Source organism: Nocardiopsis lambiniae, from assembly GCF_031845465.1.
GTDB classification, from domain to species: Bacteria; Actinomycetota; Actinomycetes; order Streptosporangiales; family Streptosporangiaceae; genus Nocardiopsis; species Nocardiopsis lambiniae.
The window spans coordinates 19,492-44,220 of the sequence record NZ_JAVREP010000016.1; the positions used below are offsets into that span (position 1 = coordinate 19,492).

Below are 24,729 nucleotides of genomic sequence, written 5' to 3' on the forward strand. Positions count from 1 at the left end.
AGGTCTCTCCCCCGCCGGCCTTCGGAGCCCCGTGCGCGCCCTCGCGCCCGGGGGCGCCCCCGCTCAGGAGATCATGCGTTCGCGCAGGGACTCCACGGTGGCGGAGGACAGGCCCAGGCCGTCGGACACATAACCGTCGAAGGACCCGTACACCTCGTCGACGTGGGTGAAGGCGGTCTCCAGGTACTCGGCGCGCACGCGGGCCATCGGTGCGACCTCCTCCCATGTCAGGCCGCTGTGCTCCGACAGCATGCGCATCCACTTGTCGGTGTTCTCCTGCCGCTCGTTGCTGGCCAGGTAGTCGGCGACGACGACCGTGCGGTCCACGCCCAGGAGGCTGAGCAGCAGTGCGGCGCCCCAGCCGGTGCGGTCCTTGCCGGCGCTGCAATGGAAGACCAGGGCGGTGGGACCCTTGGCGGCGCGTTCCACCAGGTCGCGGTAGCCGGTGAGGGCGATCTCGTCGGTGACCAGCTCACGGTAGACGGCGAACATGAAGCGTTCGGCGGCGCCGTCGGCGAACATGGCACGGGCGCGTTCGCGGTCCATGAGGGCCTCGGAGAAGTTCCCCCCGGCCGCCCGGGGACCCTGCACGGAGACGGCGGTGTAGGCGGCGCCTTCGGGGGTGATGTCCGGCAGGTTCACGCGTTCGTGCTCGGTGCGCAGGTCGATGAGCTGGCGGATGCCCAGACCGTTGTAGACCGGCAGGTCCGGCTCGGAGATGGTGTGCAGCGCGTCCGAACGGTACAGCATGCCGTGGCGGACCGTGCCTCCCCCTGCGGCGCGGTGGCCGCCGAGGTCGCGGAAGTTGGGGGCGCTGGAGAGGATGAAACCGTCGTTCGTCACGAAAACGACGATACCCATTGCCGCTCCGGCGCCCCTCGGCCGGTGGCCGCGGTCGAGGCGGTCAGCCGACCTCCTGCCCCGGCCGCATGGCGGTGATCTGCTCTCCCGCCTCCTTGACGTCCTTCGCGGTGTCCACACCGCGCCAGAAACCCGTGATGCGGTAGGCGGTGAGCCGCCCCTCTCCGGCCAGGTCGGGGAAGGTCGACGACTCGTGGTCGCCCTTGACCGGCAGGAGCGGGGTGATAGCGGGCTCGAACAGGTAGACGCCGGCGTTGATCCACACCGGCAGCAACGGGCTCTGGGTGAACCCCTCGATCCGGTCCTCGTCGTCGACGTCGACGATGCCCCAGGTGGTGCGGAACTGGGCGAGGGCCAGCGTGGCCAGACCGCCCTTGGCACGGTGATGGGCGGTCATCTCGTCCAGGGGGAACCAGGTGAGGACGTCACCGTTGAGCGCGAAGTAGGGAGCGTCCGGGTCGGCGAGACCCTGGGAGGCGTAACGCAGTGCCCCGCCCCGGCCGAGGGGTTCGTCCTCCACCAGCAGGGTGATCTCGGGTCCGCCGGTGCGGGCGTCCAGGTACTCGCGCAGCACCTCGGCCTTGTAGCCGCAGGAGACCACGACGTGTTCGACGCCGTGACCCGCCAGCCATTCCAGTTGGTAGTCGATGATGGGTCTGCCGGCCACCTCCACCATCGCCTTGGGGCGGGTGTCGGTGTAGGGCCGCAGCCGGGTGGCCTGTCCGCCGGCCAGGATCAACGCCTGGGTGACGGGGGGCGCGGGGGTCGGGGGTGAAGCGGTCATCGGGATCCTTCCGAGGAGACCTCGGCCGTCCGGCCGGGTGGAGATCGGGCCTCTGCGGAGCAGGACGGGGAACGGCGGTCCGCCTCGGAGAGGACCGTCTCCCACCGGTTCGGCGAAACCCGCACATCCGCACCTGCGCCGGCGCTGACTCGTCCCGCGACCCGGGCGGGGGCCGGGCCCGGGTCGGTCCACCGCCGGGCCCCCGGGATGTGACGCCCGTGGAGCCCGGTGAGACCGATGCGGTACACCGTCCCCGCCGCTGATCCGGGTCGGCGGCCGGCCGCGGCGCGAAGGACCCGACCTGTGAGGGAAGGTCCTCCCCGCTTCGGCCGGGAGAGAAGTCAAGGTCGGACACTAGCAGTACGCGAAGATCCGCGTCCGGTGCCCCCGTGGGCCGTTCACCGTCACGTCTGCTGGGTGACCTCCGCGTAGGCGGAACGGACGTCGGCGCTGGTGAGCACGGTGAGTTCGGCGGCGGTCGCCTCGTCGCCCACCTCCTGGGAGACCCGCAGGTCGCGCTGGGAACACGCCTTCTCGAACAGGGAGCGGGCGAACCGACCGTTGCCGAGTTCGTCGATCCAGCCCTCCTCGCACACGTGGGAGAAGATGCTGCGCAGGTCCTCCACGGCGATGTCGTCGAAGGCGTCGCCGGTGCGGGCGGCCAGCGTCTCGGCGATCTCGGTGAGTTCGTCGGCGGTGTAGGAGGGGAACCGCACCCGGACGTTGAACCGTGAGGCCAACCCCGAGTTGGAGGCCAGGAACCGTTCCATCTCGGCGGGGTAGCCGGCGAGCACCACCACCAGGCGGGACCGGTCGTCCTCGGCGCGCTTGAGGAGGGTCTGCACGGCCTCGTTGCCGAAGGCGTCGCCGCCGCTGTAGCCGGGGTTGACGAGCGCGTAGGCCTCGTCGACGAACAGCACCCCGCCCAGGGCCCGGTCGACGAGCCGGTTGGTCTTGATGGCCGTGGCGCCCAGGTGTTCGCCGACCAGGTCCGCGCGCTGGGCCTCCACGACGTCGGCGCGGGCCAGCATGCCCAGCGCGGCGAAGACCCGGCCCAGCACCCGGGCGACGGTGGTCTTGCCGGTGCCGGGCGGACCGGAGAAGACGAAGTGCCGCATGGGCGCGTGGTTGAGCAGGCCCTGCTCCTCGCGCAGCCGGGCCACCCGCAACTGGGCGACCAGGGAGCGGACCTGGGACTTGACCGGTTCCAGGCCGATCATGGAGTCGAGTTCGGCCAGGGCCTCCTCGATGCCGGGCGCCTCGCCGAATCCGGGCAGGCGCGCGGTCAACTCGTCATAGGCGGTGACGACGTCGGCGGCCCGCAGGGTGATGAGGTCCTCGGCCTCGGGGCGGGGCGCGGGGCGGTCGCCCGCCGCCCCGGTGGTGACCACCCGCACGTCGCGGGCCTGCGCCGCCTTCTCCACCAGGGATCGGGCGAAGCGGCCGTTGCCGAGGTCGTCGACCGCTTCCCGCTGCACGGTCTGGTCCAGTCTTCGCCGCAGGGTCCGGACCGCCTCGGGGTCCAGGACGTCGCCGCGCTGGCGGACCAGGGACTCGGCGATCCGGAACAGTTCGTCGGCGGTGTAGCTGGGGAAGGTGATGCGGGTGGCGAAGCGTGAGGCCAGACCGGGGTTGGAGGACAGGAAGGCGTCCATCTCCTTCTCGTAACCGGCCAGGACGATGACGAGCCGCTCCCGGTCGTCCTCGGCGCGCTTGAGGAGGGTCTGCACGGCCTCGTTCCCGAACCGGTCGCTCTGCCCGTCGCCCTCGTTGACGAGGGAGTAGGCCTCGTCGACGAACAGCACCCCGCCCAGGGCGCTGTCGATGAGCTCGTTGGTCTTGATGGCGGTGGCGCCCAGGTACTCCCCCACCAGATCGGCGCGTTGGGCCTCCACGACGCGGGCGGTGGGCAGCAGGCCGAAGGAGTGGAAGATCGTGGCCAAGGTGCGGGCCACGCTCGTCTTGCCGGTTCCGGGAGGTCCGGAGAAGACCAGGTGGCGCAGGGGGCGTTCGACCGGGAAGCCGGCGTCGGCGCGCAACCGCGCCGCCTCGATGGACGCGGCCAGTCCCCGGACCTGCTGCTTGACCGGGTCCAGGCCGATCATCGCCTCCAGTTCGGCCAGGGCCTCGTCGACGGGGACCGGCTCCGCGTCGTCATCGGGGGCGGCGCGTTCACGGGAGGAGCCCACGGGGCGGGCGTTGTCGGCGCGGCCCTGTACGCGTTCGGTACGGGGGCGTCGGCTGACGGGAGGGGGATCGCTGCGGGCGCTCTCCCGGGCTGAGCTCGCCTCCCGTCGGATCTGGCGGGAGGCGGACAGCCGCCACAGCAGGCAGGCTCCCGCCGCGACGTAGAGCGCCCCGACGCCCCAGCCCGAGGGCAGGGCGGTGGTGATCATGCCGACCAGGGCCAGGGAGAAGCCGCCGATGAGGCCGGCGGTGAGGGACAGGGCCGCGGTGTGCCAGACGGGGAACTCGCGTACGGCGGTGGCGGCCAGGACCACCAACAGGGGCAGGGGCGGCACCAGCAGGGTGACGGGTTCGCCGGGGAGCGGTATCTGGAAGAGGGGGACGGCGACCGCGAGCCAGACCAGGCACACGATGACGGTGACGAAGGCGTCGGCGGAGCGCATCAGGGCGGCGAAGAGCAGGAGCAGGGCGAGGGCGACGGTGACCGCCGTGATCACGGGCACCGAGACGACCAGGGCGACGACCGCCACGACGGTGAGCACGACCACGCCGCCGACCAGGCGTCTGCCCAGGGGAACGGCCTGGTAACGGCCGCGCAGTCGGTCCAGGCCGGAGGGTCCGGAGGCCGCGGTACCGGGGCGCGTGTCGCGCGTCATCGGTGCCCCTTCCTGCGTGGGGGTCCGTGGGGAGACGGGCTCTCCGCCCGGGGGTTACGGGTCGGAGGGGCGTCGAGGGGTCGACGGCCACGCCTTCAGCCTTGCCCCAACCGCCCCCGGTTGTCCAGTACGGGGCGGCGTGTCGTCGCCGGAGGCCGGGTCACAACAGGGGGATCTGTCCCCCGGGAGCGGGACGGGACGTGCGCAGATGGCTCCACCGGGGCAGGCCGTCGAGGTAGGACCAGCTCATCCGGTGCTCGGGGGTGGGACCGTGTTCTTCCAGGTGGGCGCGGTGGACGGGCGAGGGGTACCCGGCGGCCCGTTCGAAGGCGTAGCCGGGGTGTTCCTCGGCGAGTTCGGCCATGTGCGCGTCGCGGCGCACCTTGGCCAGGATCGCGGCGGCGGCGACGCCGATACAGGTCAGATCCCCCTTGACCTGGGTGCGGACGCGCCAGGGGTGGCCGATGAAGTCGTGGGAGCCATCGAGGACGACGGCGTCGGGACGGACGGAGAGCCCTTCCAGGGCGCGGCGGGCCGCACGGCGCAGTGCCTCGGTCATGCCGACCTCGTCGATCTCGACGGCCGCCGCCCAGCCGAAGGCGTGATCGGCCACCCAGGGTTCCAGGCGGGCGGCCAGGTCTCGGCGGCGCGCGGGGGTGAGGCGTTTGGAGTCGGTCAGGCCGGAGGGGGGCTCACCTTCGCCGGGGACGGCGGCACAGACGAGGAGGGGGCCGGCCCAGGCCCCGCGACCGACCTCGTCCATGCCGGCGACGACGCGCGCGCCGGCGGCGCGGAGTTCGTCCTCCACCTCGTAGGTGGGGGCGGGCGGTGCGGGGGCCTTGGTCACGGTCTTGGATGTCGTCGGCACGTCCCCCAGCCTAAGACCGTACGGCGGCCTCCGGTGCCTGTTCGCGAACGGAACGGGACACCCCCACGGCGACGACGAGGGCGACCATGGTGGCGAGGGAGGCGGCCGTGAGGAGCGCGGGCTGCCCGATCACGGCCAGTGCCGTGCTCCCGATGGCGAAGCCGACGTTCTGGGTGGCGAAGGCCCAGGAGAAGTACCCGGCGCGCTGCGCGGGGGGAACGGCGACGTCGATCATGTGCGAGCGCAGGCCCAGGAGCGCGGCCACCGGGAGTCCGCTCAGGAGCAGGGCGAGCGCGGCGAGGGGCAGGGGCGGCCCGGAGGCCAGCAGCAGACAGCCCGCCACGAGCAGGGCCACCGCGCCGAAGGCCCACAGGGCCTCGTGCCGCCCGGGGGTCCGAGCGGCGTCGAGGTACCCGCCGACGACGCTGGCGATGGACAGGAGGAGGAAGACGATCCAGGCCAGACCGACGTCGAGGCCGTAGGAGGTGATCAGAGCGGTGGCGCCCACCTCGACGGTGGCGAAGTACACGCCGATCGCGGCGCCGAAGACGATCCACGCGACGGCGGCCGTGTTCCAGCGGAGCCGGGACCCCCGGCGGTCGGTGTCGGTCTCCGGGGAGGGCAGTCCGGTGAAGGGGAGCACCGCGACGGCGATCAGGCTGACCAGTGCCATGGCGGCGATGGGGCCGAGGGGGTGCAGGGGCGCGGTCGCGGCGACGACGAGCGGCGCGAGGAAGATGAGCAGGTCCATGAAGGTCACGTCGACCGTGGAGGCGGAGCGGCCGGCGTTCTCGGGCACGGTGTACGGCAGCAGTGAGCGGATCACTCCCCCGGATCCGGCGATGACCGTGCCGGCCAGGGCCGCCCCGAGATACCAGGTCCACACGGGCTGTCCGGTGCCGATGGCGGCCCAGAGCGCGAGCCAGAGCAGGCCGTGGGCGGCCATCTGGACGCCCAGGACACGGCGGGCAGGACGACCACCGACGATCCGGGCGGCGATGGGGGTGGCCGCGAGGGTGCCGACCACGTGGCAGGTGGTCATGAGGGCGCCGGTGTCGATGCGGCCGGTGAGCATGAGGGAAGTGGTGGTCGTGGCGACGGCGACCATGAGGGCCGGGGCCCGGCACAGGGCGGCGACCAGGGAGTAGGACCAGAAACGGCGGGAGGTGAGGGTCTCCCTGAGGGGTGAGGTCATACGGACCAATGTAACGCATGATTATGACATTTATGCGTTACATGCGATCATGGGGGCATGACCTCGGAACATTCCCCCGAAGACCTGCTCCGGATCACCCTCGCCCTCGTCGCCACCCGCCCCCTGGCGGGCGCCTGGCCGGAGGAACTGCACTCCCTGGAACGCCTCTCGGAGATCCTGCCCGGAACAGAGGACGCCACGGCGACCGACATCGCCGACGTGCGCGCCCTGCGCGACCGCCTGGCCCCGCTCGTCCTGTCGCCGGACCCGGACGCGGCCCCCGTGGAGCTGTCCGCGCTGGCCGAGGAGTTCGGCCTCAGGCCGGCGGTGGACTCCGTCGGCGGCCCGATCCGCCATGTGAGCCCCGACCCGCGCCCGGTGGCCCGCGCCGCCGAGGTCCTGGTCCCGGGCGTCATGCTCGCCTGGGCGGCCGGCCTGACCTCGCGCGTGCGCGTCTGCGGCGCCGACGGCTGCGAGACCCCGTTTCTGGACTCCTCGCACCGCGCGAACCGGCACTACTGCTCCCCCCGGTGCTCCACCCGCATGCGGGTGCGCCGACACCGCGAGCGGCCCCCGGGGGCCGCCTGAGATCCGATCCGGCCCGCGGGCCGGAGTCGAAGAGGGTCTTTGTGCGACTCGCCGAACATCACAGCGGGTCATGGGTCATGACTTTCGGTAGTTTCCGCTTGTCAGGACCGCGCACAGGTGTGACCCGGAGGAATGGACATGCAGCGCTCCACCCCGCACTCCCGGCGTCGGAGGCCACGTCCCCGCCCGCGCGTCCGCCTGCGCCGCCGCGGCCTGTACGACATCGGGGCCGCCCTGACCCGGGTCGGCGTCGGCTGGGTGTTCGCCGATCACGGCCTGGCCCTGCGCGGCCGGGAGAGCCCGTTGGCGACGCACCTGACCGAGGCGGGAACGCCCCTGCCCGGTTTCCTCGTCCCCCTCCTGCCCGCGCTCATCGTGGCCGCCTCCCTGTCCTTCGCCGTGGGCCTGCTCACATGGACCGCGGGCCCCCTCCTCGCCCTCTGCGCGCTCCTCGGGGCCCTCGCCCCGGGGTCGCCGAGCCTGTCCCCGTTCGACTCCTGGCCGGTGACGGTGCTGGTCACAGCGGTGTGCCTGCTCATGGCGGTCAACGGCGGACGCTGGTCCTGGGACCACCTCGTCCTGGCGCCCGAGGCCCCCGAGCGGCCCGGGGACCTCGGAAGGCGCCGCCGTCACCCGAATGTCACGGCGGGGAAACCTCCCGCCATTTCCACTCGTCGCCCCGAACACGCCCCTCCACTGCTCTATCCTGTGGGTCAGGCCGCGGTACGACGGCCGTATCAACTGTGACGCGGCCCCTTCCGGCTCCTCCTTCACGGCCTTCGGGCCCGCGTCCGTCGCCAGCATGGATTCGGTGGGGGGAACACCATGTCCGCCGTAGGTTCCGGCCCGACCTCTGACGGGTCCGTGGCCAAACTGATCGAGATCGCCGAGAAGCCCACGCTGGGCCGGCGCCTGATCAGCTGGGCCTCACGACCCCCGGGGCGGCTCTACATCCCCGCCTGCGCGGCGGTGGCCCTGATCATCCTCTTCGAGGACAGCGTCCCCTCGGGCCACCTTCCCTCCTTCATCGTGGGCCTCGCCGGTGGCCTGCTGCTGGCGGGGATGGGCGCGCTGCGGCTGGGCATCGCCCTGGCCGTCGCCCGGCCGATGATCCGCCACTACTGGCTGCGGTGGATCTCCGCTCCGCTCATCGCCGCCCTGGCCATCGGGATCTCGGCGGCCGACGTTCCGCTGAGCGCCCGGGTGCAGGCCTCCGCCGAGGACCTGCTGGACCTGCGGGAACGGGCCGACGAGTCCACCACGATCCCCCTCAACGGGGAGCGGGCCGGGATGTACGCGCTGCGCAGCATCACCATGGCCGACGAGGTCGTCCACTACGAGGTGCAGGGCGCCGGCCTGTGGGGGCGCGCCGGGTTGGCGCACAGCGCCGACGAGATCCCCGAGGGCGTGTTCGTCCCCGGTCAGGGCGCGCGGATCTACGAGCACGTCACCGACGACTGGTACGTGTGGGTCGAGCACTAGGGACCACGATCCGATCACGGGCCGGGTTCGGAGGGCGCGTCGCCTCCGACCCGGCCCTCGTCGTTCTCCGGACCCCGCCGTCCCTTTGCCCGCTCATGCGCTTCTCCAACACGGCTCTCACCTTGGCCGTGTAGACCTGGGGCCACCCCCCGGAGGGGATCCCCCTGATCCCCTCCTCGCAGCCTTTCCGAGAAGAGGATTCATGCGCGAGTTCACGCTCACCCTCCACCTGCGGATCCATGACTCGATCACCGCCCTGCGGCGCGCCCACGCCCGCGGTGACGACGACCTGGCCACCTGCCAGGCGGGAGAGGTCGAGGACCTGGTGGAACTCGCCGCCCGCAACGGCATCGACCTCGGCGCGGGCTACGCGGACCTCTACGTCCGGGCCTGACACCGGACGACGAAGGGCCCCGCGACCGCCGGGTTCTCGTGGTGGTCGCGGGGCCCTCGCCGGTGATCAGCGGCGGCGGTTCGAACCCCCGCCGTAGCCCTCACCGTTCTCGAACTGCCGGCGCATCGCCGCTTCCTGCTGTTCCTGGTACTCCTCGGCCAGCTGCTGCTGACGAGAGGCCGCCGACGCGACCGATCCGCGCACCGACTCCAGGCCCTCGGCCACCTGGGACGCCGACGGGCCCACGGCCGCCCGGCCACCCGCCGGGCCGTTGCCCAGCACCTGCGGCAACAGCTGGGCGGTGAGCAGCGTCGACAACGCCGAGGTGTCCCCCGAGCCCGCCTCCATCTGCACCACCACCGGGCGCGGGGCCCGCTCGGCCAGCGTCGCGCCCACGTCCAGGCGGCGACGGGCCAGCTCGTACTCCAGCACCGCCCGGTTGTCCCGATAGGCGGTGGCCAGACGTCGCTGGGCCTTGGCCTCGTTCTCGGCGGCGACCAGGTCGGCCCGGCCGCGCGTCTCGATCTCGTAGCGCACCCGCTGCGCCTCGGTCTCCTGCTCCTGGAGCATCTGGGCGACGTCCTTGCGGGCCTTGTTCAGCGATGCGTTGACCTCGATGATCTTCGCGTCGCAGACCTTCTTGGACCGCTCGATGTCCATGAGCAGGGTGTCGATGCGCCGCTTGCGGGTCAGCTCCCACTCCTGCTCGTAGGCCACCAGCTCCTTGGACACCCGCTCCCGGGTGGCCAGGTGCTGCTGGTACTGGTTGGGCAGCTGCACGTCGGGGATGTTGCAGCCGGTGATGACCACGCCGTACTTCTCCAGCTGCTGGTTGAGCAGGCGGCGCATGTCCTCGACGTTGGAACCGCGCAGGTCGTAGGCGGACTCCGTGCGCACCTGACGGCTGCGCTGACGGATCGCGTCCTGGACCGCGCTGGACAGCACCAGGTCGAAGTTGCTCGCGCCGATGGTCAGCACGAACCGCTGCGGGTCGTCGATGCGGAACTTCAGGAAGAACTCGATCGACTTCAGCGGCACGTTCTCCCGGGTGGGACAGGCCACGACCGGGGCCGTGTACGGGATCTCCGTGCTGGTGTCCACCACGTAGTCCACGCGCTTCCACGGGTGCCACAGGTAGTGTCGGCCCGGGGCGATGACGCCCTGCACCTTGCCGTACTTGGTGAGGATGCCCTGGGTGCCGTGCTCGATCTCGATGATGGAACCGCGCCACCACCACAGCACCGCGACGATGATCGCGACGATGCCGACGAACAGGGTGGGCACCGCCAGCACCGTGTTCACCAGACCGGTGGCGGGGCCGCCGACGGCGGCGTTGACGGTCATCATCAACGCCGACGTCAGCGCGAACAGACCGAACCACACCAGGATCATCCACCGCAGGCCGCGGTTGTCCCGCGGGATGACGACGGGCACCACGGCGCCCTGGTCGCCGCCGCGCAGCAGACCGGCGAGGTCGCCCCAGGAGGCGAGGGACTCCTTGATGCTGGAGCCGCTCCTGACATTGGCGAGCTGGTTCATCTAGCGACCTCCCTCGTGCGGGCCGGGCCCCTGGGACCACGGCGGAGACGGCGGCCCCCCGTAGGGTTCACCGGTGGGCGGCGGAGCGTCGAACCGCGACTCCTCCGCCGGCGGCTCCAGCGTCTCCCGGGCCTCGGCCAACCGCTCGCCGATGGCCTCGTCGGAGACCGACTGGCGGATCTCCTCCACCGGGTCGCGACCGGGGTCGGCGTCCTCGGTACGGGTCCGCGCCGGTGCCGCGCCGTCCTCGCGCAGCAGGACGTCGATCTCTTCCTGGCGCTCGGCGATGCGGGCGTTGATCTCGCCCAGCCGGGAGCGGATGGCGTCCATGTCCTCCTGGGAGAACAGGGCGGTGTCGGCCTGGCCGATGATCTCCTGGGCGATGCGCAGGTAGTCGACGCTGGCCGCGTCTCCCGAACCGATCCGCAGCACCTGCGGCAGGCTGTCGGCGACGTCGGCGAGCTTGTCCAGGAGGCTCTCCCGGAACCGGTAGTTGAGGATCTCCGGGGCCTCGGCCGCGCTGACCGCGCGGATGTCCAGGGCCTGGGCCTGCAACAGGGCGGCGTTGGCGTTGGCCTCGGACTCGGCCTCGACGAACCGCTGACGGGCCAGGGAGCGGGCCCGGTTGGTCTCGCGCTCCAGTGCGGTGTCCATCTGCGCCTGGTACTGGGCGATGTCGGCCTGGATCGCCGACAGCGTCTCGTTGAGGGTGGCGAGCTCCTTGTTCAGGTCACCCTCGTTCTGCTCCTTGCGCAGTTGCAGCTCGTACTCGAACGTGTAGGCGTCCTTGGCGACCCGCACCATCTCCGGGGCCGCCAGGTCCATCCGGTACTCCTGGTTGGAGGGCTCGGCGTGGGTGATGTTGGCGCTGGTCAGCACGACGATGTCACTGAACTGGCGGTTGAGCTGGGTCAACAGGGTCTGGGTGCTCTCGCCGACCAGGTCGTAGATCGCCGAGGCCTCCTGCTCGTAGATGAGGCTGCGGGTGGTCTCACTGATCGCGTTGTTGAGCTTCTCCTGGAAGCCGTGCACACCGCCCAGCGTGTAGACGAACCCCTCCGGGTTCTTGATCTTGAACTGGACGAACAGGTCCACCGAGGCCTGCACACCGCTCTTGGTGGGGGCCGACCGGATGGGCGCGTTGAAGGGGTACTCGCGCACCACGTTGACGATGTAGGAGACCCGCTTCCAGGGGTTGAACAGGGTCACCAGACCGGGCGGGTAGATGCGCTCCATCCGACCGAAGTGGGTGACGATGGCGACGCAGCCCTCCGGCACCATGACCATGCCCTGCCGCCACCACATGAACGCGGTGATGGCGAAGGTGATGATCCAGTAGTGGACCCCGAAGAACGGGTTGATGAGCGGGTTTCCGCCGGCCAGCGACTGCGGGATGAGGACCGCGACCGCGCCGAAGAGGCCCAGTGCGATGAGGGCGACCGCCGGGAGCATCGTGATGAACGTGCGACCGCGCGGGATGACCATGGGGCAGACCACGTGCACGGGACCGCCGGGGCCGCGCTCGTAGCTGCTTCGGTTGATGGCCTCGCCGGCGTTGTTGAGGGAGGCGGTCTTCTGCTCGATCCGGGTGCCCACGGAACCGCCCTGGTCACGGGCGGCGACGAAGTCGCTCGGGTCGAGTCCACCCCCTTCGGTGACCTGTTGGGAGGTCTGTTGCAGGACGTCGGTCACGGCCTGCCGCGGATCGCCTCCCTGGGCGACCGCGGCGGCCGCACCGCGCACCGTCTGCGCGAACGACATGTGCGGGTACTCCTAGTCGGGAGATGCGGGAACTATCCGCTTCGACGCCGCGTACGGGTGACCGGTTCCAGGTGGGCGGTGATCCTACGCGGGTCGACGACATAGTGGACGGTTCCGACCTTGGCATATGTCAGACCCGGAACCCAGGGGGCGAGCCCGGAGCGTGGCCGGACGGTGATCCTCCCGGACCGCACGCGTGCCGGTGGGCAGGGCCGTCGAACCTGGCGATAACGTCGTTTCCGCACGCACCGAACGACAAGAGGGAGTCCCCATGGCCACCGTGCCGAGCGCCGTCCTGACCACCGCCGGTCTCATCGGCGGTTACGCCGTGGCCCGCGCCACCGGGAACCGGCCGCTGGGCGGCGCCGTGCTGGCGGGGTTCGGCGCCGCCGCGTTCGAGACCTGGCGACGCGGTCCCGGCCTGGGCACCGCGATCGCCCTGACCGGCGTGTACGTGGGGGCGTTCGGGCTGGCCCACCCGCTGGCGAAGAAGGTCGGCTCCTGGCCCGCGGTGCTGGGCGTGACCGCGGCCACCGCCGCGCTGGCGGTCGCCGCCGAACGCGACTAGCGGCGAACCCGCGCTCCGGTGCGTACTCGGTGCGCCCGGAGGGCGGGGACCGTCGGCACCGCGCTCACGTCCTCGTTGCGCGGAGGTTCGCTCCGGGCCTCACGGCGAAACCCCGTGGGCGCCCTCGCGCCCCGGAGGACGCGCAAGAGCACGCGAGGAACGGCCCTAGCCGCCCTGGATGTAGGCCTCCAACTGGGCCCGGTCGTACTCCAGCCCCCGCACCCGGCTCTTGACGATGTCACCGATGCTGACGATGCCCGTCAACCGACCGTCCTCCACGACGGGAACGTGCCGGAACCGGCCGCGGGTCATGGTCTCCCCGATGTCCTCGACGGTGTCGCGCGGCGCGCAGGTGACGACGTCGGCGGTCATGATGGAGGAGACCGGCGCGGCCAACAGGTCGGCGCCCTGACGCTCAAGCCCGCGCACCACGTCGCGTTCGGAGACGATGCCGTGCAGACGGTCACCGTCGGCCACGACGACGGCGCCGATGTTGTGCCGGGCCAGTCGGGTGAGCATGAGGGCGACGGTGTCGTCCGGGGCGACGCGCACCACTTCCGCCCCCTTGGTCCGGAGGATCGCGGCTATCAGCATGGGACCACCTTCCGCCGACGTGTCGCTGTTGAAGGGCTACCCGCCGTCGGCACCGCCCAACCACCGCCGGGTCGGAGGCCTCCGATCCGGTGCCTCCGCCTCCTCCCGGCCATACCGGTGCTCTCCCCCGGGGACGCCGGGCCGCTCCGCGAACTCTCCGACTGCGCGGCGGGACGGGTCGGCGGCCCGGCGCGCACGGCGCGCAGCGGCGTTCGCGACGCTCGGCGACGGTCTCCTCAGGGCCCGGGGAGCCGCTTCGGAGCAGGACACGGGCGAGCGCCCCCGGTCCGTGCGAGGCGTTCACACGTGGACCACCACCACCCGTTCGCCCTTGGGGCGGTCGGGCTCCTCGACCAGCCGGCACATGTCGTCGGGGTCACTGGTCAACAGGAGGACGGGACGTTCCCGCCCGAGGGCGGTCTCGGCGACGACCGCGTCGATCGCACACCGGTGACCGGACAGACCGGTCCGTCCGAGGAGTTCGCCGGAGGCGCGGGCGATCTCCGGCGACACCGGGACCACGGTGACGCGGGACAGAACACGGTGGACCTCGGTGTCGCGGGGACCGCCCCGCAGGACCTCGGTGAGCGTGAGCGCGCTGACCACGACGCGGGCACCGCGTTTCAGGGCGACCTGGAGATGGGCCCTGGCGCGTTCGTCACCGGCGGCGAGTTTCGACAGCCCTTCGCTGTCGAGGACCAGCGTTCCTCCGCCCTTCAGTCGGCGTCCGGCCACAACGCCTCCGCCTCCGCCAACGCGGCCTCGTCCACGGGGCCGTGCTCCTCTTCCAGCAGCGCGACGAGTTCGGCCAGCAGGTCCGCCTCCAGGCGCCGGGCGACGGCCTCCGTGACATAGCGGCTGAACTCGCCCCGTCCCACGCGGCGCTGGACGGCGGTGGTCAACTCCTCGGGCATCGAGACACTGACCTTGCGCGCACGGCCGCCCCTGTCTTCGGCGGTACGGCCTTCCGGAAGCACTTCCTCGAAGGCGTCGAGCAACGCGTCGAGGCGCAGGAGCCGGGGGACGTCACCGGGAGCGGCGTGCGAGGACGCCAGCGCTCGACGGAGCCGTGCGATCCGTTCGGTGTCTCCGGATTCCATGGGTTCGACCTTCACACGAGTGATGCTACCGGCGGTGGCAAAATCATTCCCCGACTTCCCGCGGATACACCGTGACGATTTCAGACGGACCAGAGGGCGCTCCCGCGGTGGCGGCCGGGAGGCCGCACCATCTCCTCGGCGGCCTCGGGGCTCGGACGGCCGTCGAAGACGACGGCGCGGCGGGACGGGTCGGCGGCCCGGCGCGCGCGGCGGCGTTCGGCGACGGTCTCCTCAGGGCCCGGGGAGCCGCCCCCGAGCAGGCCCCGGGCGAGTTCGCGCACCCGTACCCGACGGACCCCGGGCGAGCGATCCCGGCGCAGGACGAACATCGACCGGCCCCGCCGGCGGGCCTCCACATGGTGGGCGGTGCGTGGCACGGGTCCCCTCTCCGATCCTCGGGACGATACCGGGGCGACGGCGCGGCGCCCTCATTCGGAGGGGGCGGTATTCCCCGGGTCGCCCGACCGGCCACCCTCCATCCAGTACCGCTGAAGTCTGCCCACCGCCTCCTCCTTGTTCATCCGCGCGATCTCGGTCTTGTCAAGACCGAGGTTGGAGATCAGCAAGTGAACGAGATCAGCGGGCAGAGCCTCCGAGGGGGCGCGGGCACGCCCCGATCGGGAACGACTCCGTCCTGAACACATGCCCAGAACGTGGCTTCGTCGACGTCGAGTCGACCCCGGAGGACATGCGCCCACATCCCTCCGCGTAGTCGGTTCGATCCACAGACCAGGACACCCGCGTCCTCAGGATCCGACCATCCGGCACATCCGGTTCACAGGTCAGGTGATGGGCGCCCGTGCCACCGCGGGCGTTTCGCACCCGACGCCATCCTTCCGTCGCGCAGAAGCGATCGTGATGCTCGCGTGTGGGTTGCGGCCAGGTCACCGCGCCTTGCCCACCAGCCAGTCGCGCAACCTCTCATCGTCGCTGAGGCCGATCAATTGGACCAGACCCCAGTTCTCGCGATGGTCGGGCGCGTCCAGCAGGTGGTCCTGCCAGTCCTCCGCGTACTCCCGCAGGGCGTCGACCATTTCGGTGAGAGCCTCCTCGAAGGAGGCTCCGTCCGCGGCGACGGGCAGTCCTGGAATGAACACGGACCACCCTTCCGCCTCAGGTACCACCTGCGCACGCGACGGAGCGACCGTCGCGAGGCAGCGGCGCAGTCTCTCGGCGTCCACAAAGGCGGTTCTGGCCGACTCACGACGTACTGTGGCGACTCGGCCCCTCTCCGCCGCGTCCAGGAGTGTCCTGAGATGCGTGCGGGCTTCGGTGTAGCCGTCGTAGTGCACGGTCGTCATGGCGGTACCTCCGTCCGGGCGTGCTGCCAGCCTGCCATGACCAGGGAAGTACGTGAGGTCATTACTCCGTCGGCAGGGGAACCCGAGACACCGTGATCGAAACGGCATGGAGCCCACCGCCTGAGAAAGCGAGGGCCTACGCGGTGGCAGGCCCTCGCTCGACAACGTCCTCTGGGAAAGAGGCCCGGGATCAGCTGCAACCGCTGGTGGAGCCGCAGCCCTCGCAGGCGTAGCAGCTCCCGGCCGGGCGCATCTTGGTGCCGCAGGTGACGCACAGCGGGGCGTCGGCGACGAACCCCTGCGCGCGCTCGACCACCTCGGTGGTGGAGTGCGCCTCACCGGTGGGCGGCGCGACCTTCGGCTCCCGCTCGCCCGTGGGCGCGGACTGGGCGTAGGACTCCACCTGCGCGGCGACCTGCGCCGTGTCCTCCCCCGCCAGCTGCGCCTCCCGCTCGGCCGCCGACAGCACGCCCAGGGCGGTCCGTTCCTCGGGGGACAGATGGTCCAGCGCCAGCCGGCGGAAGATGTAGTCCATCACCGACTGGGCCATGCGGATGTCGGGGTCGTCGGTCATCCCGGCGGGGTCGAACCGCATGTTGGTGAACTTCTCCACGTACGTCTCCAGCGGCACCCCGTACTGGAGGGCGATGGAGATCGCGATGGAGAAGGCGTCCATGACCCCGGCCAGGGTGGACCCCTGCTTGCCGAGCTTCATGAACACCTCGCCCAGCCCGTCGTCGGGGTAGGAACCGGCGGTGATGTAGCCCTCGGCGCCGCCCACCGAGAACGAGGTGGTCACGCTGGGGCGCTGCTTGGGCAGCCGCCGCCGGACCGGCCGGGGTGTCTCGGCCGCCTTCGGCGTCTCCTGGGAGGTGGACAGCGGCTGGCCGACCTTGCAGTTGTCCCGGTAGACCGCGAGCGCCTTCAGACCGAGCCGCCAGCCTTCGAGGTAGATGTGCTCGAAGTCCTCGACCGTGGCCGTCTCCGGCACGTTCACCGTCTTGGAGATCGCCCCGGACAGGAAGGGCTGCACGGCGGCCATCATGCGCACGTGCCCCATGGGCTCGATGAACCGGCGGCCCATGGCGCAGTCGAAGACCTCGTAGTGCTCCTCACGCAGACCGGGGGCGTCGACCACGTGGCCGTGCTCGGCGACGTACTCGACGATCGCCTCGACCCGCTCGGGCTGGTAGCCGAGGTTGAGCAGGGCCCGCGACACCGACCGGTTGACGATCCGCATGGACCCGCCGCCGACCAGCTTCTTGAACTTGACCAGTGAGAAGTCCGGCTCGATCCCCGTCGTGTCGCAGTCGAGCATGAAGCCGATGGTCCCGGTGGGCGCCAGCAGGCTCGCCTGGGCGTTGCGCCAGCCGTGCCGCCCACCCGTCTCCAGGCACGCGGCCCACGCGCGGGTGGCGGCGGCGTGGATCGGCTCCTCCAGGGTCCCGACGGTGCGCAGGGCGTCGTTGGCGGCGACGTGCTTGCGCATGACCCGCTCGTGGGACTCCGCGTTGCGCCGGTAGCCGTCGTAGGCTCCGACGGCGCCCGCGAGTTCGGCGCTGCGCCGGTAGGCGACGCCGGTCATCAGCGAGGTGATCGCGGCGGCGATGGAACGGCCGCCCTCGGAGTCGTAGGCGTGCCCGGTGGTCATGAGCAGGGCGCCGAGGTTGGCGTAGCCGATGCCGAGTTGGCGATAGGCGCGGGTGATCTCACCGATCTTCTCGGTGGGGAAGTCGGCGAAGGTGATGGAGACGTCCATCGCGGTGATGATCAGCTCGGTGAGACGGGTGAAGCCGTCGACGTCGAAGGTGCCGTCCTCGCGCAGGAACGCGAGCAGGTTGATCGACGCCAGGTTGCAGGACGAATCGTCCAGGTGCATGTACTCGGAGCAGTTGGCGACGACCGTTCCCGCCACGATGTACGAGTGGTTGCGGGGCTCGGTGAGGTTGTAGGTCGTCTCGTGGCCCTGCGGCTCTCGGGAGACCAGTCGGACCGTCTCGTCGGTGGCGTACGACCGGCGGAGGTCCGTCGTCCCGCGCAGCCTCTCCCTCTTCTCCTCAAGTGAGAAGTCGACCACCGCGGCGAACTCGCGCAGCGATCGGCCGGTGATGCGCAGTTCATGGAAGGAGCCGTCGCCGCCCTCGCGGAGACGGGAGAAGCCCGTCGGCCCGCCACGGGACGCGCGATGGACACGACTCGCCATGCCCAGCGGGGCGAGCAGTTCCTGCACCTCCCGCAGAAGCCGGTCCGAACGGCCGCTCAGGCCGACGTGGCGGGTGCCCTCGGGCGCGTCCACCACGCACCCGTCCGCGTCGAACAGGCCTCGGAGGAACTCCAGTACGGCCTCCTCCGGGGCCTCGAAGAGGGCCGGGGGCACCGACGCGTGCTCGGCGGCGACGCCGATGCCGAGCGCGCGCACGAACGCGGCCATGCCCCGGTGGGTGACGCGCAGTCGGACCGTGCCGTCGGCCCGGACACCGGGCTCGCTCGGATGCCCGGTGAGCCGCTCGATCAGCGCCAGATGCCGGGGCAGGACGCTCTCCCGCTCCTCGGCGGTGCCGTACACGGTGGTGACCTCGTCGCCGGTGACCGACCCGGCACCGATGAGCCATCCCAGGTAGTGGGCGAGGTCGGGGTCCTCGTCCCACTTGTCGGGCAGGGCGACGGGGCGGGCGTGGGGACCGGCCGCGGCCTCCCGTGCGGCCTCCAGCGCGGCGGCGGGCAGCCCGGGGTCGGGGTTCGACCGCGGCGCGTAGTGGAAGGAGCGGACCACACGGTCGTCCTCGTCCAGGTCCTCGGCGTGCACCCACCCGCGGTTGCCCGTCCAGACACGGTGGCCGGGGGTGCAGCGCAGCCGCGAGCCGTCGGAGAAGCGCAGTTCGAGGATCTCATGGGTGCCGGTGACCATGTAGCGGACCGGGACCGTCGCCGTCACCCCCTCCCCGGGCTCCCCCTCGGAGGTGACGTCGTCGGTGTAGACCGCGAACGTCTCACCGAGCGCGGCCCGGCGTACGAGGTCGCCGATGGCGATCTGCCCTTTGTCCGTCGCGACCCTCTGATCGGCCGGGAAGCACGGGTTGCTCGCGCTGATGCGGCCGGATTCGGGGGTGGTGTGCCAGTCCTGGATGGTGCCGTCGTACTGGATCCCCGGATCGGCGCACTCCCAGGCGGCCCGCGCCGTGTTCCGGAAGAGGGTCTTGGCGTCGATCTCGTCGATGACCTCGCCGGTGGTCCGGGAGACCAGTCCGAAGTCGTCGCCGGCCTCGACGGCCCGCATGAAGTCGTCGGAGACGCGCACGGAGTTGTTGGCGTTCTGGTACTGGACGCTGACCATGTCGGCACCGCCCAGGTCGACGTCGAACCCGGCGTCGCGCAGCGCGCGGATCTTGTGCTCCTCCCGCGCCTTGGTCTCGACGAACTCCTCGATGTCGGGGTGATCGACGTCGAGCACGACCATCTTGGCGGCCCGGCGGGTGGCGCCGCCGGACTTGATGGTCCCCGCCGAGGCGTCGGCTCCGCGCATGAACGAGACCGGCCCCGACGCGGTGCCACCGGAGGAGAGCAGTTCCCTGCTGGAGCGGATGCGGGAGAGGTTGACCCCCGCACCGGAGCCGCCCTTGAAGATGATCCCCTCTTCCTTGTACCAGTCCAGGATCGACTCCATCGTGTCCTCGACGGACAGGATGAAACACGCACTGACCTGCGCCTTCGACGAGGTGCCGACGTTGAACCAGACGGGTGAGTTGAAGCTGAAGAACTGGTGGGAGAGGGCGTACTTGAGTTCGTGGTCGAAGGTCTCGGCGTCGGCCTCGGTGGCGAAGTACCCGTGTTCGCGTCCGGTGCGGGTGTAGACGCCGACGACGCGGTCGATGAGCTGTTTGAGGCTCCACTCCCGTTCGGGGGTGCCGACCGCGCCCCGGAAGTATTTCCCGGTGACGATCTGGGTGGCGTTCATCGACCACGTCGAGGGGAACTCCACCCCGCGCTGTTCGAAGTTGACCGAGCCGTCGCGCCAGTTCGTCATGACGACGTCCCGGCGTTCCCATTCCAGGGTGTCGTAGGGATGAACGCCCTCGGTGGTGAAGATCCGTGGGATCTTCAGCCCCTTGCGCTTCCCTTTGCCCTTACGTCCCGTCGATCCGCTGGTGGTTTCCGTCATGGCGGAGTCCCCCGAAGGTGTGGCGCGAAGTGGGTACGCGGGGGCGGCCCCTCCACCGCCCCCGGAGAGCGGTGTCAGGCCGTGCTGTCGGCCTCTTGCCCCGCCCGGGCCTCGGCCTCGCGGTCGCGGCGCAGGCTGGCGATCTCGGCCTCGAAGTCGGCGAGGCTCTCGAAACCGCGGTAGACGCTGGCGAAGTGCAGGTAGGCGACCTCGTCGAGGTCGCGCATCGGGCCGAGGATGGCCAGGCCGATCTCATGGGCCGGGACCTCGGCGACGCCCCGTCCGCGGATCTCCTCCTCGACCTGCTGACCCAGCTTGGCCAGGGCGTCCTCGGAGACGGGGCGGCCCTGACAGGCGCGGCGGACCCCGGCGATGATCTTGGTGCGGCTGAAGGGCTCGGTGACCCCGGAGCGTTTGGCGACCATCAGCAGGACGGTCTCCTGGGTGGTGAAACGGCGTTCGCAGGCGTGGCAGGAGCGGCGCCGACGGATGGCCGCACCGTCGTCGGTGGACCTGCTGTCGATCACTCGGGTGTCCGGATGGCGACAGAACGGACAATGCATCCCGGTTCACCTGCTCCCCTCGCCGAACTGACAACCCCTGGGTCTACTAAACCACAACTCCTAGGCCGAAACTTCAAAGATCGACACCAGATGTTGTGGTCGAACCTAGCCGGGGGTCGGGCGTGCCGCAAGCTCCGCAGGTACGCGTGTCACACGGGGAACGCGGCCCAGGATATCGCCGCGGATCGGCGCCCAACGTGCCTCGCCGGTTTTCGGACCGACCTTTGCGCGGAAGAGATGAGCCCCACATCCCCGAGTTCTCGACCCCGGGCGCACATCTTGCGCCATTCCGGGGACGACGCGACGTGAACACGTGTACACACGTAAGTGAGGTCGGAAAATCGTCCGGGAAATCCCACGGCAATTATCCACAGGCCTCGAACGCTTGTTTGATATCACCGTGCGCAACGACTAACGTTGGCCTTGATTTCACGCCGGTTTCGCCATCGCGCGGACTGAGGTCCGGTGCGGGCGCGGACCGGTGGTGGCCACAGGCCCTGACCGAACCAATGCCGAGGAGGCCGGCCGTGCCGGAGGAGAATCCCGGAACCCTGGATTCCGGAACCACCACCGTTCTCGCGCCCGTGGGCGAGCCGGGTGCACCCGAAGAGGCGCCCAAGCTGACCGCGCGTCAGCAGAGCGTCCTGAACTGCATCCAGCGGTACCTGCGAGAGCGCGGCTACCCGCCGTCGATAAGGGAGATCGGCGAAGCGGTCGGCCTGTCCAGCCCCTCCAGCGTCGCGCATCAGCTCAAGGTGCTCCAGCGCAAGGGGTACCTGTACCGCGATCAGAACCGGCCGCGCGCCGTGGAGCTGCGCCGGCCCGGCCGCCCCGGCATGCGGGTTCCGACCCCCGAGGAGCCCGAGTCGGCGAGCTCCGCCCGAGTGCCCCTGATCGGTCGGATCGCCGCGGGAGGGCCGATCCTGGCGGAGGAGTCGGTGGAGGACGTACTGGCGCTCCCACGCCGGCTGGTCGGCGAGGGCCGGTTGTTCATGCTCACCGTGGTCGGCGACTCGATGACCGACGCCGCCATCACCGACGGCGACATGGTGGTGGTCCGCCAACAGCCCGACGCCGAGAACGGTGACATCGTCGCGGCGTTGTTGGACGAGGAGGCCACGGTCAAGGTGCTGCGCCGCACCGAGGACGGGCACGTGTGGCTGATGCCGCGCAACGACGCCTATGAGCCGATCAACGGGGACGCCGCCACCATCCTGGGCAAGGTCGTCACCGTGATGCGCCGGATCTGACCGCTCGGCCCGCCCCCGCCGCACGGGGGCGGGCGGGAGGTACCCGTGGGATCCCACGGTCGCGCCCCGGGCGGAACCTCGACCGGCGGACGCCCGGTGGATCTCCCGCAAGAGGACCGGCCACGGGACCCACGGGCCCTCGCCCACCACCCGCGATCACCCCCGCCCCCCGGCGGGACCTCGACCGGCGTACCGACGGGGCGACCGCCACGGGACCCCGGGCTCGGGCGGGCGTCCTCCTCGCCGTCCCTCACCCCGGGTCGCGTCCTCCGGCCGCCGCAATCCCCCCGGACCGCCCCTCCCCTAAGCTGAGGGGGTGTTCGCTTCCCTCTCCTCCTCCCGCTCCGCCCGTGGGCGCGCCACGGCGGCAGCCGTGGCCGTGACCCTGGTGGCGTCGACCTGCGCCTGCACTCCGACGGCAGAGGAGGAGACCGCCCCCCAGCCCGGGGTGACGGGGCTGGAACGGGAGCTGAGCTTCACCGTGGACGGACTGGAGGTGTTCGCCACCCTCACCCTGCCCGAGGACGTGTCCGGCCCGGTGCCGGGGGCGCTGATCATCTCGGGCAGCGGCCCCACGGACCGCGACGGCAACGGCGACATGCGTCCGGAGGCGAACACCAACCTGAACTTCGCGCGGCTGCTGGCCGAGGCCGGGGTGGCGTCGCTGCGCTACGACAAGCTCGGCAGCGGCGAGACCGGCATGGGCGACCTCGATCCCGACGACCCGGTGGACCCGGGACTGTTCGAGGCCCAGGTCGCGGCGGCCTACACCTCGTTGGTGGACCAGCGGGAGGTGGACCCGGACCGCACCGCGGTGGTGGGGCACAGCGAGGGTTCGCTGTACGCCCTGCGCGCCCACGAACTGGTGGACGCCGAACCCGCGCTGATCCTGGCCGCCCCGGTCGGGAACCGTTACCTGGACCTCCTGGACCGTCAGCTCACCGAACAGGTGCGGACGCTCGAAGCACAAGGAGGGATCGCCGAGACCGAGGCGGTGACGCTGCTCTCCGACGCCCGGGCCGGGCGGGCCGCCGTACGCGGCGGTCGGGCGGTGCCCGACGACCTGAGCGGTTTCATCGGCTCCCTGTACTCGCGTCAGAACGCCGACTTCCTGGCCGCCATGGACGCGCTGGACCCGGTGGAACTGGCCGGGGCGCTGCCCGCGGACACCCCGGTCCTGGTGCTGTGGGGAGAGGCGGACGCCCAGGTCTCCCGGGAGGACGTGGACCGGTTGATGACCGGGCTGCCCGACGCCGAACGGGTGGACGTCCCCGAGGCCGACCACATCTTCCGGATCTACGAGGACGAGCCGGGGGCGACCGTGCTGGACTCCGAGCGTCCCCTCGCGCCGCAGGTCGGTCCGGCACTGACGGAGTTCGTCGACTCCGCCTGGTGAACCCCGCGCCCACCGGCCCGGAGAACCCCCCGGTGGCCCGGCACGCGATCCCGATGGGACGGACCCCGAGCACCCGACGCGGTCCGGTCCCCGCGACCCGTCGGCCCGGATGGAGGAACGCGACCGGGCCGGGGACGCCCCGGGGGAGGCGGCCGTCATCGAGGCCGCCGACGCCCCACCTCCCACCCGCGGCTCAGTCGCCCGCCTCGACCACCTCATCGGGGAGCGCGGCCACGGTGGCGCGAGCGATCTCCTCCGCCCCGGCGATGACGCGTTCCTCGTCCGCGGGTTCGCGTGCGTCGTAGCCGGCCGCCGTGCTGTGGCAGGTCTCCACGTACAGGTTGGAGACACGGGTGGCCACGCAGGCGGTGGTGTAGCCGTCCTCCGCGATCCAGGCGACGGACTCCTCCCCCAGGTCCTCGACCGGGGTGACGGCGTGGCGGGAGGTGGTGGAGTCGAAGTTGTCCCGCGCGGTCGGCACCCCGCCGGGGTTGGGCGCGGCCACCAGGACGAGGGTGGCGGTGGCGGGCACCGAGTCACCGTCGCCGCCGGGGGTGGCCCAACGGCACTGCCACCCCCGGCCGAACACGTCCACGGCGGTGCCGAGGGGTTCCTCCAGGGTGGGTTCGTGGTCGGGGACCCGGGCGTCGAGGGCCTCGGTCTCCCCCACCTCACAGCCGGGGGCCGCGTCGTAGGCACCGGTCTCGGGGTCCTCCCGGGTGAGGACGTACCAGGCGGCCCCTCCCGCCGCGCCGAGGAGGAGCACCGCGGCGAGGATCACGCCGACGGCGGCGCAGCCACGGCTGTGGGGTTGACCGGCGGGCACGGTCTCGGGCGTCGGGTGGTGAGGGTTCACAGGCCCTCCCCGATCCGTTCGGCGAAGGCCACGACCGTGTCCCGACCCTCGTCGGCGCCGACGGGCTCGGTCCCGTCCACGGCCGCGTAGGAGACGCGGACGAGAAGGTTGTCGACGAAGAAGGCGAGTTCGGTGTCGCCGGGCGATCCGCCCCGCCACACCCGCCCCTCACCGGTGGGCAGCGCCACCGCCTCGGCGGTTCCGGGGGTGAGGGCCTCGTAGGCCTCGCGGGCCCGGTCGGCGCCGGGGACGGGTTCGGCGTCGGTGGGGTCGGTGAACAGCGCGGAGAACTCCACTCGCAGGGCGCCCTGACGGGCGTCGTCGGAGGTACCCGCGGAGGTCCATCGGCAGACGACGCCCTCCCCACCGGAGAGGGGTCCTCGCCCGTCGAGGTCGAAGACGGCGCCGGGCAGGTGTTCGTCGAGCGGTCCGTCCAGGTCACCGCAGTCGGGTGCGGAGGTGTGGACGTCACCGGGGTGGGGTCGGTCGGGGTCGTCCCGCGCGGCCCACAGCCCGCCGCCGATCGCCGCGACGGACACCACCGCCACGCCCGCCGTGATCACGGCCGCCCGTACGAGGGGACCCACCCGGTCACCGCCTCCCTGTCCGTTCGCCGGTCGGACGGCA

The 24,729-nt window shown here is 71.4% G+C and carries 24 protein-coding genes; 7 read left to right on the forward strand and 17 right to left on the reverse strand.

The window, feature by feature from the left end; all coding sequences use genetic code 11:
- Positions 1-63: 63 nt before the first annotated feature.
- The 5 genes from RM479_RS20630 to RM479_RS20650 form a co-directional block, all read right to left on the reverse strand.
- Entirely contained in the window at positions 64-861 is a 798-nt protein-coding gene (locus tag RM479_RS20630) for a tyrosine-protein phosphatase (RefSeq protein WP_274810288.1), read from the reverse strand.
- A gap of 43 nt (positions 862-904) precedes the next feature.
- Positions 905-1,645 carry a nucleotidyltransferase family protein gene (locus RM479_RS20635; protein ID WP_311513419.1) on the reverse strand — a complete coding sequence of 247 codons (741 nt, stop codon included), beginning with the start codon at positions 1,643-1,645 and terminating at the stop codon, positions 905-907.
- A 404-nt stretch (positions 1,646-2,049) separates the two neighbouring features.
- Entirely contained in the window at positions 2,050-4,488 is a 2,439-nt protein-coding gene (locus tag RM479_RS20640) for an AAA family ATPase (protein ID WP_311513420.1), read from the reverse strand.
- A gap of 160 nt (positions 4,489-4,648) precedes the next feature.
- Positions 4,649-5,356 (reverse strand): ribonuclease HII, encoded by a 708-nt coding sequence (locus RM479_RS20645; RefSeq protein ID WP_311513421.1) that lies wholly within the window; start codon positions 5,354-5,356, stop codon positions 4,649-4,651.
- Between the two features lie 10 nt (positions 5,357-5,366).
- Positions 5,367-6,551 carry an MFS transporter gene (locus RM479_RS20650; RefSeq protein WP_311513422.1) on the reverse strand — a complete coding sequence of 395 codons (1,185 nt, stop codon included), beginning with the start codon at positions 6,549-6,551 and terminating at the stop codon, positions 5,367-5,369.
- Between the two features lie 57 nt (positions 6,552-6,608).
- On the opposite strand from RM479_RS20650, the gene RM479_RS20655 reads away from it, so the two are divergent.
- The 4 genes from RM479_RS20655 to RM479_RS20670 all read left to right on the forward strand — a co-directional run bounded on the left by RM479_RS20655 (position 6,609) and on the right by RM479_RS20670 (position 9,015).
- Positions 6,609-7,139, forward strand: a complete 531-nt coding sequence (locus RM479_RS20655; RefSeq protein WP_311513423.1) for a CGNR zinc finger domain-containing protein — start codon at positions 6,609-6,611, stop codon at positions 7,137-7,139.
- 138 nt (positions 7,140-7,277) lie between these two features.
- Complete coding sequence (locus RM479_RS20660; RefSeq protein WP_311513424.1) at positions 7,278-7,886, forward strand: DoxX family protein; 609 nt, start codon at positions 7,278-7,280, stop codon at positions 7,884-7,886.
- Between the two features lie 78 nt (positions 7,887-7,964).
- The gene (locus RM479_RS20665; protein WP_311513425.1) at positions 7,965-8,621 is read left to right on the forward strand and encodes a hypothetical protein; all 657 of its coding nucleotides are present in this window, start codon (positions 7,965-7,967) and stop codon (positions 8,619-8,621) included.
- 202 nt (positions 8,622-8,823) lie between these two features.
- Positions 8,824-9,015, forward strand: a complete 192-nt coding sequence (locus tag RM479_RS20670; RefSeq protein WP_311513426.1) for a hypothetical protein — start codon at positions 8,824-8,826, stop codon at positions 9,013-9,015.
- A 66-nt stretch (positions 9,016-9,081) separates the two neighbouring features.
- Here RM479_RS20670 and RM479_RS20675 read toward each other — a convergent pair whose 3' ends face one another.
- Positions 9,082-10,554: an SPFH domain-containing protein gene (locus RM479_RS20675; protein ID WP_311513427.1), complete on the reverse strand. Its 1,473-nt coding sequence runs from the start codon at positions 10,552-10,554 to the stop codon at positions 9,082-9,084.
- Positions 10,555-12,315, reverse strand: coding sequence for an SPFH domain-containing protein (locus RM479_RS20680; RefSeq protein WP_311513428.1), 1,761 nt, complete (start codon positions 12,313-12,315; stop codon positions 10,555-10,557).
- 271 nt (positions 12,316-12,586) lie between these two features.
- Between RM479_RS20680 and RM479_RS20685 the strand changes: the two genes are divergently transcribed.
- Positions 12,587-12,883: a hypothetical protein gene (locus RM479_RS20685; protein WP_311513429.1), complete on the forward strand. Its 297-nt coding sequence runs from the start codon at positions 12,587-12,589 to the stop codon at positions 12,881-12,883.
- Positions 12,884-13,048: 165 nt separating this feature from the next.
- On the opposite strand, the gene RM479_RS20690 is transcribed toward RM479_RS20685, so the two are convergent.
- From RM479_RS20690 to nrdR, 8 genes are all read right to left on the reverse strand, one after another.
- The gene (locus tag RM479_RS20690; protein ID WP_311513430.1) at positions 13,049-13,477 is read right to left on the reverse strand and encodes a CBS domain-containing protein; all 429 of its coding nucleotides are present in this window, start codon (positions 13,475-13,477) and stop codon (positions 13,049-13,051) included.
- 300 nt (positions 13,478-13,777) lie between these two features.
- Positions 13,778-14,212, reverse strand: a complete 435-nt coding sequence (locus RM479_RS20695) for a type II toxin-antitoxin system VapC family toxin (protein WP_311513431.1) — start codon at positions 14,210-14,212, stop codon at positions 13,778-13,780.
- Positions 14,194-14,592 (reverse strand): hypothetical protein, encoded by a 399-nt coding sequence (locus RM479_RS20700; RefSeq protein ID WP_311513432.1) that lies wholly within the window; start codon positions 14,590-14,592, stop codon positions 14,194-14,196. The genes RM479_RS20695 and RM479_RS20700 overlap by 19 nt, the downstream gene beginning before the upstream one ends.
- A gap of 65 nt (positions 14,593-14,657) precedes the next feature.
- Positions 14,658-14,954, reverse strand: a complete 297-nt coding sequence (locus tag RM479_RS20705) for a hypothetical protein (protein WP_311513433.1) — start codon at positions 14,952-14,954, stop codon at positions 14,658-14,660.
- A gap of 51 nt (positions 14,955-15,005) precedes the next feature.
- The gene (locus RM479_RS20710; protein ID WP_311513434.1) at positions 15,006-15,143 is read right to left on the reverse strand and encodes a hypothetical protein; all 138 of its coding nucleotides are present in this window, start codon (positions 15,141-15,143) and stop codon (positions 15,006-15,008) included.
- Positions 15,144-15,461: 318 nt separating this feature from the next.
- Positions 15,462-15,674, reverse strand: coding sequence for a type II toxin-antitoxin system HicB family antitoxin (locus RM479_RS20715; RefSeq protein WP_311513435.1), 213 nt, complete (start codon positions 15,672-15,674; stop codon positions 15,462-15,464).
- Between the two features lie 394 nt (positions 15,675-16,068).
- Positions 16,069-20,037: a vitamin B12-dependent ribonucleotide reductase gene (locus RM479_RS20720; protein WP_311513436.1), complete on the reverse strand. Its 3,969-nt coding sequence runs from the start codon at positions 20,035-20,037 to the stop codon at positions 16,069-16,071.
- 74 nt (positions 20,038-20,111) lie between these two features.
- Entirely contained in the window at positions 20,112-20,600 is a 489-nt protein-coding gene (gene nrdR, locus RM479_RS20725; protein WP_274810307.1) for a transcriptional regulator NrdR, read from the reverse strand.
- A 527-nt stretch (positions 20,601-21,127) separates the two neighbouring features.
- On the opposite strand from nrdR, the gene lexA reads away from it, so the two are divergent.
- Both lexA and RM479_RS20735 read left to right on the forward strand, forming a co-directional pair.
- On the forward strand, positions 21,128-21,850 hold the full coding sequence (gene lexA, locus RM479_RS20730; protein ID WP_311513437.1) for a transcriptional repressor LexA: 723 nt from the start codon (positions 21,128-21,130) through the stop codon (positions 21,848-21,850).
- Between the two features lie 316 nt (positions 21,851-22,166).
- Positions 22,167-23,246, forward strand: a complete 1,080-nt coding sequence (locus RM479_RS20735) for an alpha/beta hydrolase family protein (protein ID WP_311513438.1) — start codon at positions 22,167-22,169, stop codon at positions 23,244-23,246.
- A gap of 193 nt (positions 23,247-23,439) precedes the next feature.
- Here the strand turns inward: RM479_RS20735 and RM479_RS20740 are convergent, their stop codons facing one another.
- Both RM479_RS20740 and RM479_RS20745 read right to left on the reverse strand, forming a co-directional pair.
- Complete coding sequence (locus RM479_RS20740; RefSeq protein ID WP_311513439.1) at positions 23,440-24,102, reverse strand: hypothetical protein; 663 nt, start codon at positions 24,100-24,102, stop codon at positions 23,440-23,442.
- Positions 24,099-24,689, reverse strand: a complete 591-nt coding sequence (locus RM479_RS20745; RefSeq protein ID WP_311513440.1) for a hypothetical protein — start codon at positions 24,687-24,689, stop codon at positions 24,099-24,101. The genes RM479_RS20740 and RM479_RS20745 overlap by 4 nt, the downstream gene beginning before the upstream one ends.
- Positions 24,690-24,729: the final 40 nt, after the last annotated feature.

What these genes read in the sequence shown, in the direction of transcription:
- RM479_RS20630 (WP_274810288.1), bottom strand. Translation starts at nt 861, where the DNA reads ATGGGTATCGTCGTTTTCGTGACGAACGACGGTTTCATCCTCTCCAGC.
- RM479_RS20635 (WP_311513419.1), bottom strand. Translation starts at nt 1,645, where the DNA reads ATGACCGCTTCACCCCCGACCCCCGCGCCCCCCGTCACCCAGGCGTTG.
- RM479_RS20640 (WP_311513420.1), bottom strand. Translation starts at nt 4,488, where the DNA reads ATGACGCGCGACACGCGCCCCGGTACCGCGGCCTCCGGACCCTCCGGC.
- RM479_RS20650 (WP_311513422.1), bottom strand. Translation starts at nt 6,551, where the DNA reads ATGACCTCACCCCTCAGGGAGACCCTCACCTCCCGCCGTTTCTGGTCC.
- RM479_RS20655 (WP_311513423.1), top strand. Translation starts at nt 6,609, where the DNA reads ATGACCTCGGAACATTCCCCCGAAGACCTGCTCCGGATCACCCTCGCC.
- RM479_RS20660 (WP_311513424.1), top strand. Translation starts at nt 7,278, where the DNA reads ATGCAGCGCTCCACCCCGCACTCCCGGCGTCGGAGGCCACGTCCCCGC.
- RM479_RS20665 (WP_311513425.1), top strand. Translation starts at nt 7,965, where the DNA reads ATGTCCGCCGTAGGTTCCGGCCCGACCTCTGACGGGTCCGTGGCCAAA.
- RM479_RS20670 (WP_311513426.1), top strand. Translation starts at nt 8,824, where the DNA reads ATGCGCGAGTTCACGCTCACCCTCCACCTGCGGATCCATGACTCGATC.
- RM479_RS20675 (WP_311513427.1), bottom strand. Translation starts at nt 10,554, where the DNA reads ATGAACCAGCTCGCCAATGTCAGGAGCGGCTCCAGCATCAAGGAGTCC.
- RM479_RS20680 (WP_311513428.1), bottom strand. Translation starts at nt 12,315, where the DNA reads ATGTCGTTCGCGCAGACGGTGCGCGGTGCGGCCGCCGCGGTCGCCCAG.
- RM479_RS20685 (WP_311513429.1), top strand. Translation starts at nt 12,587, where the DNA reads ATGGCCACCGTGCCGAGCGCCGTCCTGACCACCGCCGGTCTCATCGGC.
- RM479_RS20690 (WP_311513430.1), bottom strand. Translation starts at nt 13,477, where the DNA reads ATGCTGATAGCCGCGATCCTCCGGACCAAGGGGGCGGAAGTGGTGCGC.
- RM479_RS20720 (WP_311513436.1), bottom strand. Translation starts at nt 20,037, where the DNA reads ATGACGGAAACCACCAGCGGATCGACGGGACGTAAGGGCAAAGGGAAG.
- nrdR (WP_274810307.1), bottom strand. Translation starts at nt 20,600, where the DNA reads ATGCATTGTCCGTTCTGTCGCCATCCGGACACCCGAGTGATCGACAGC.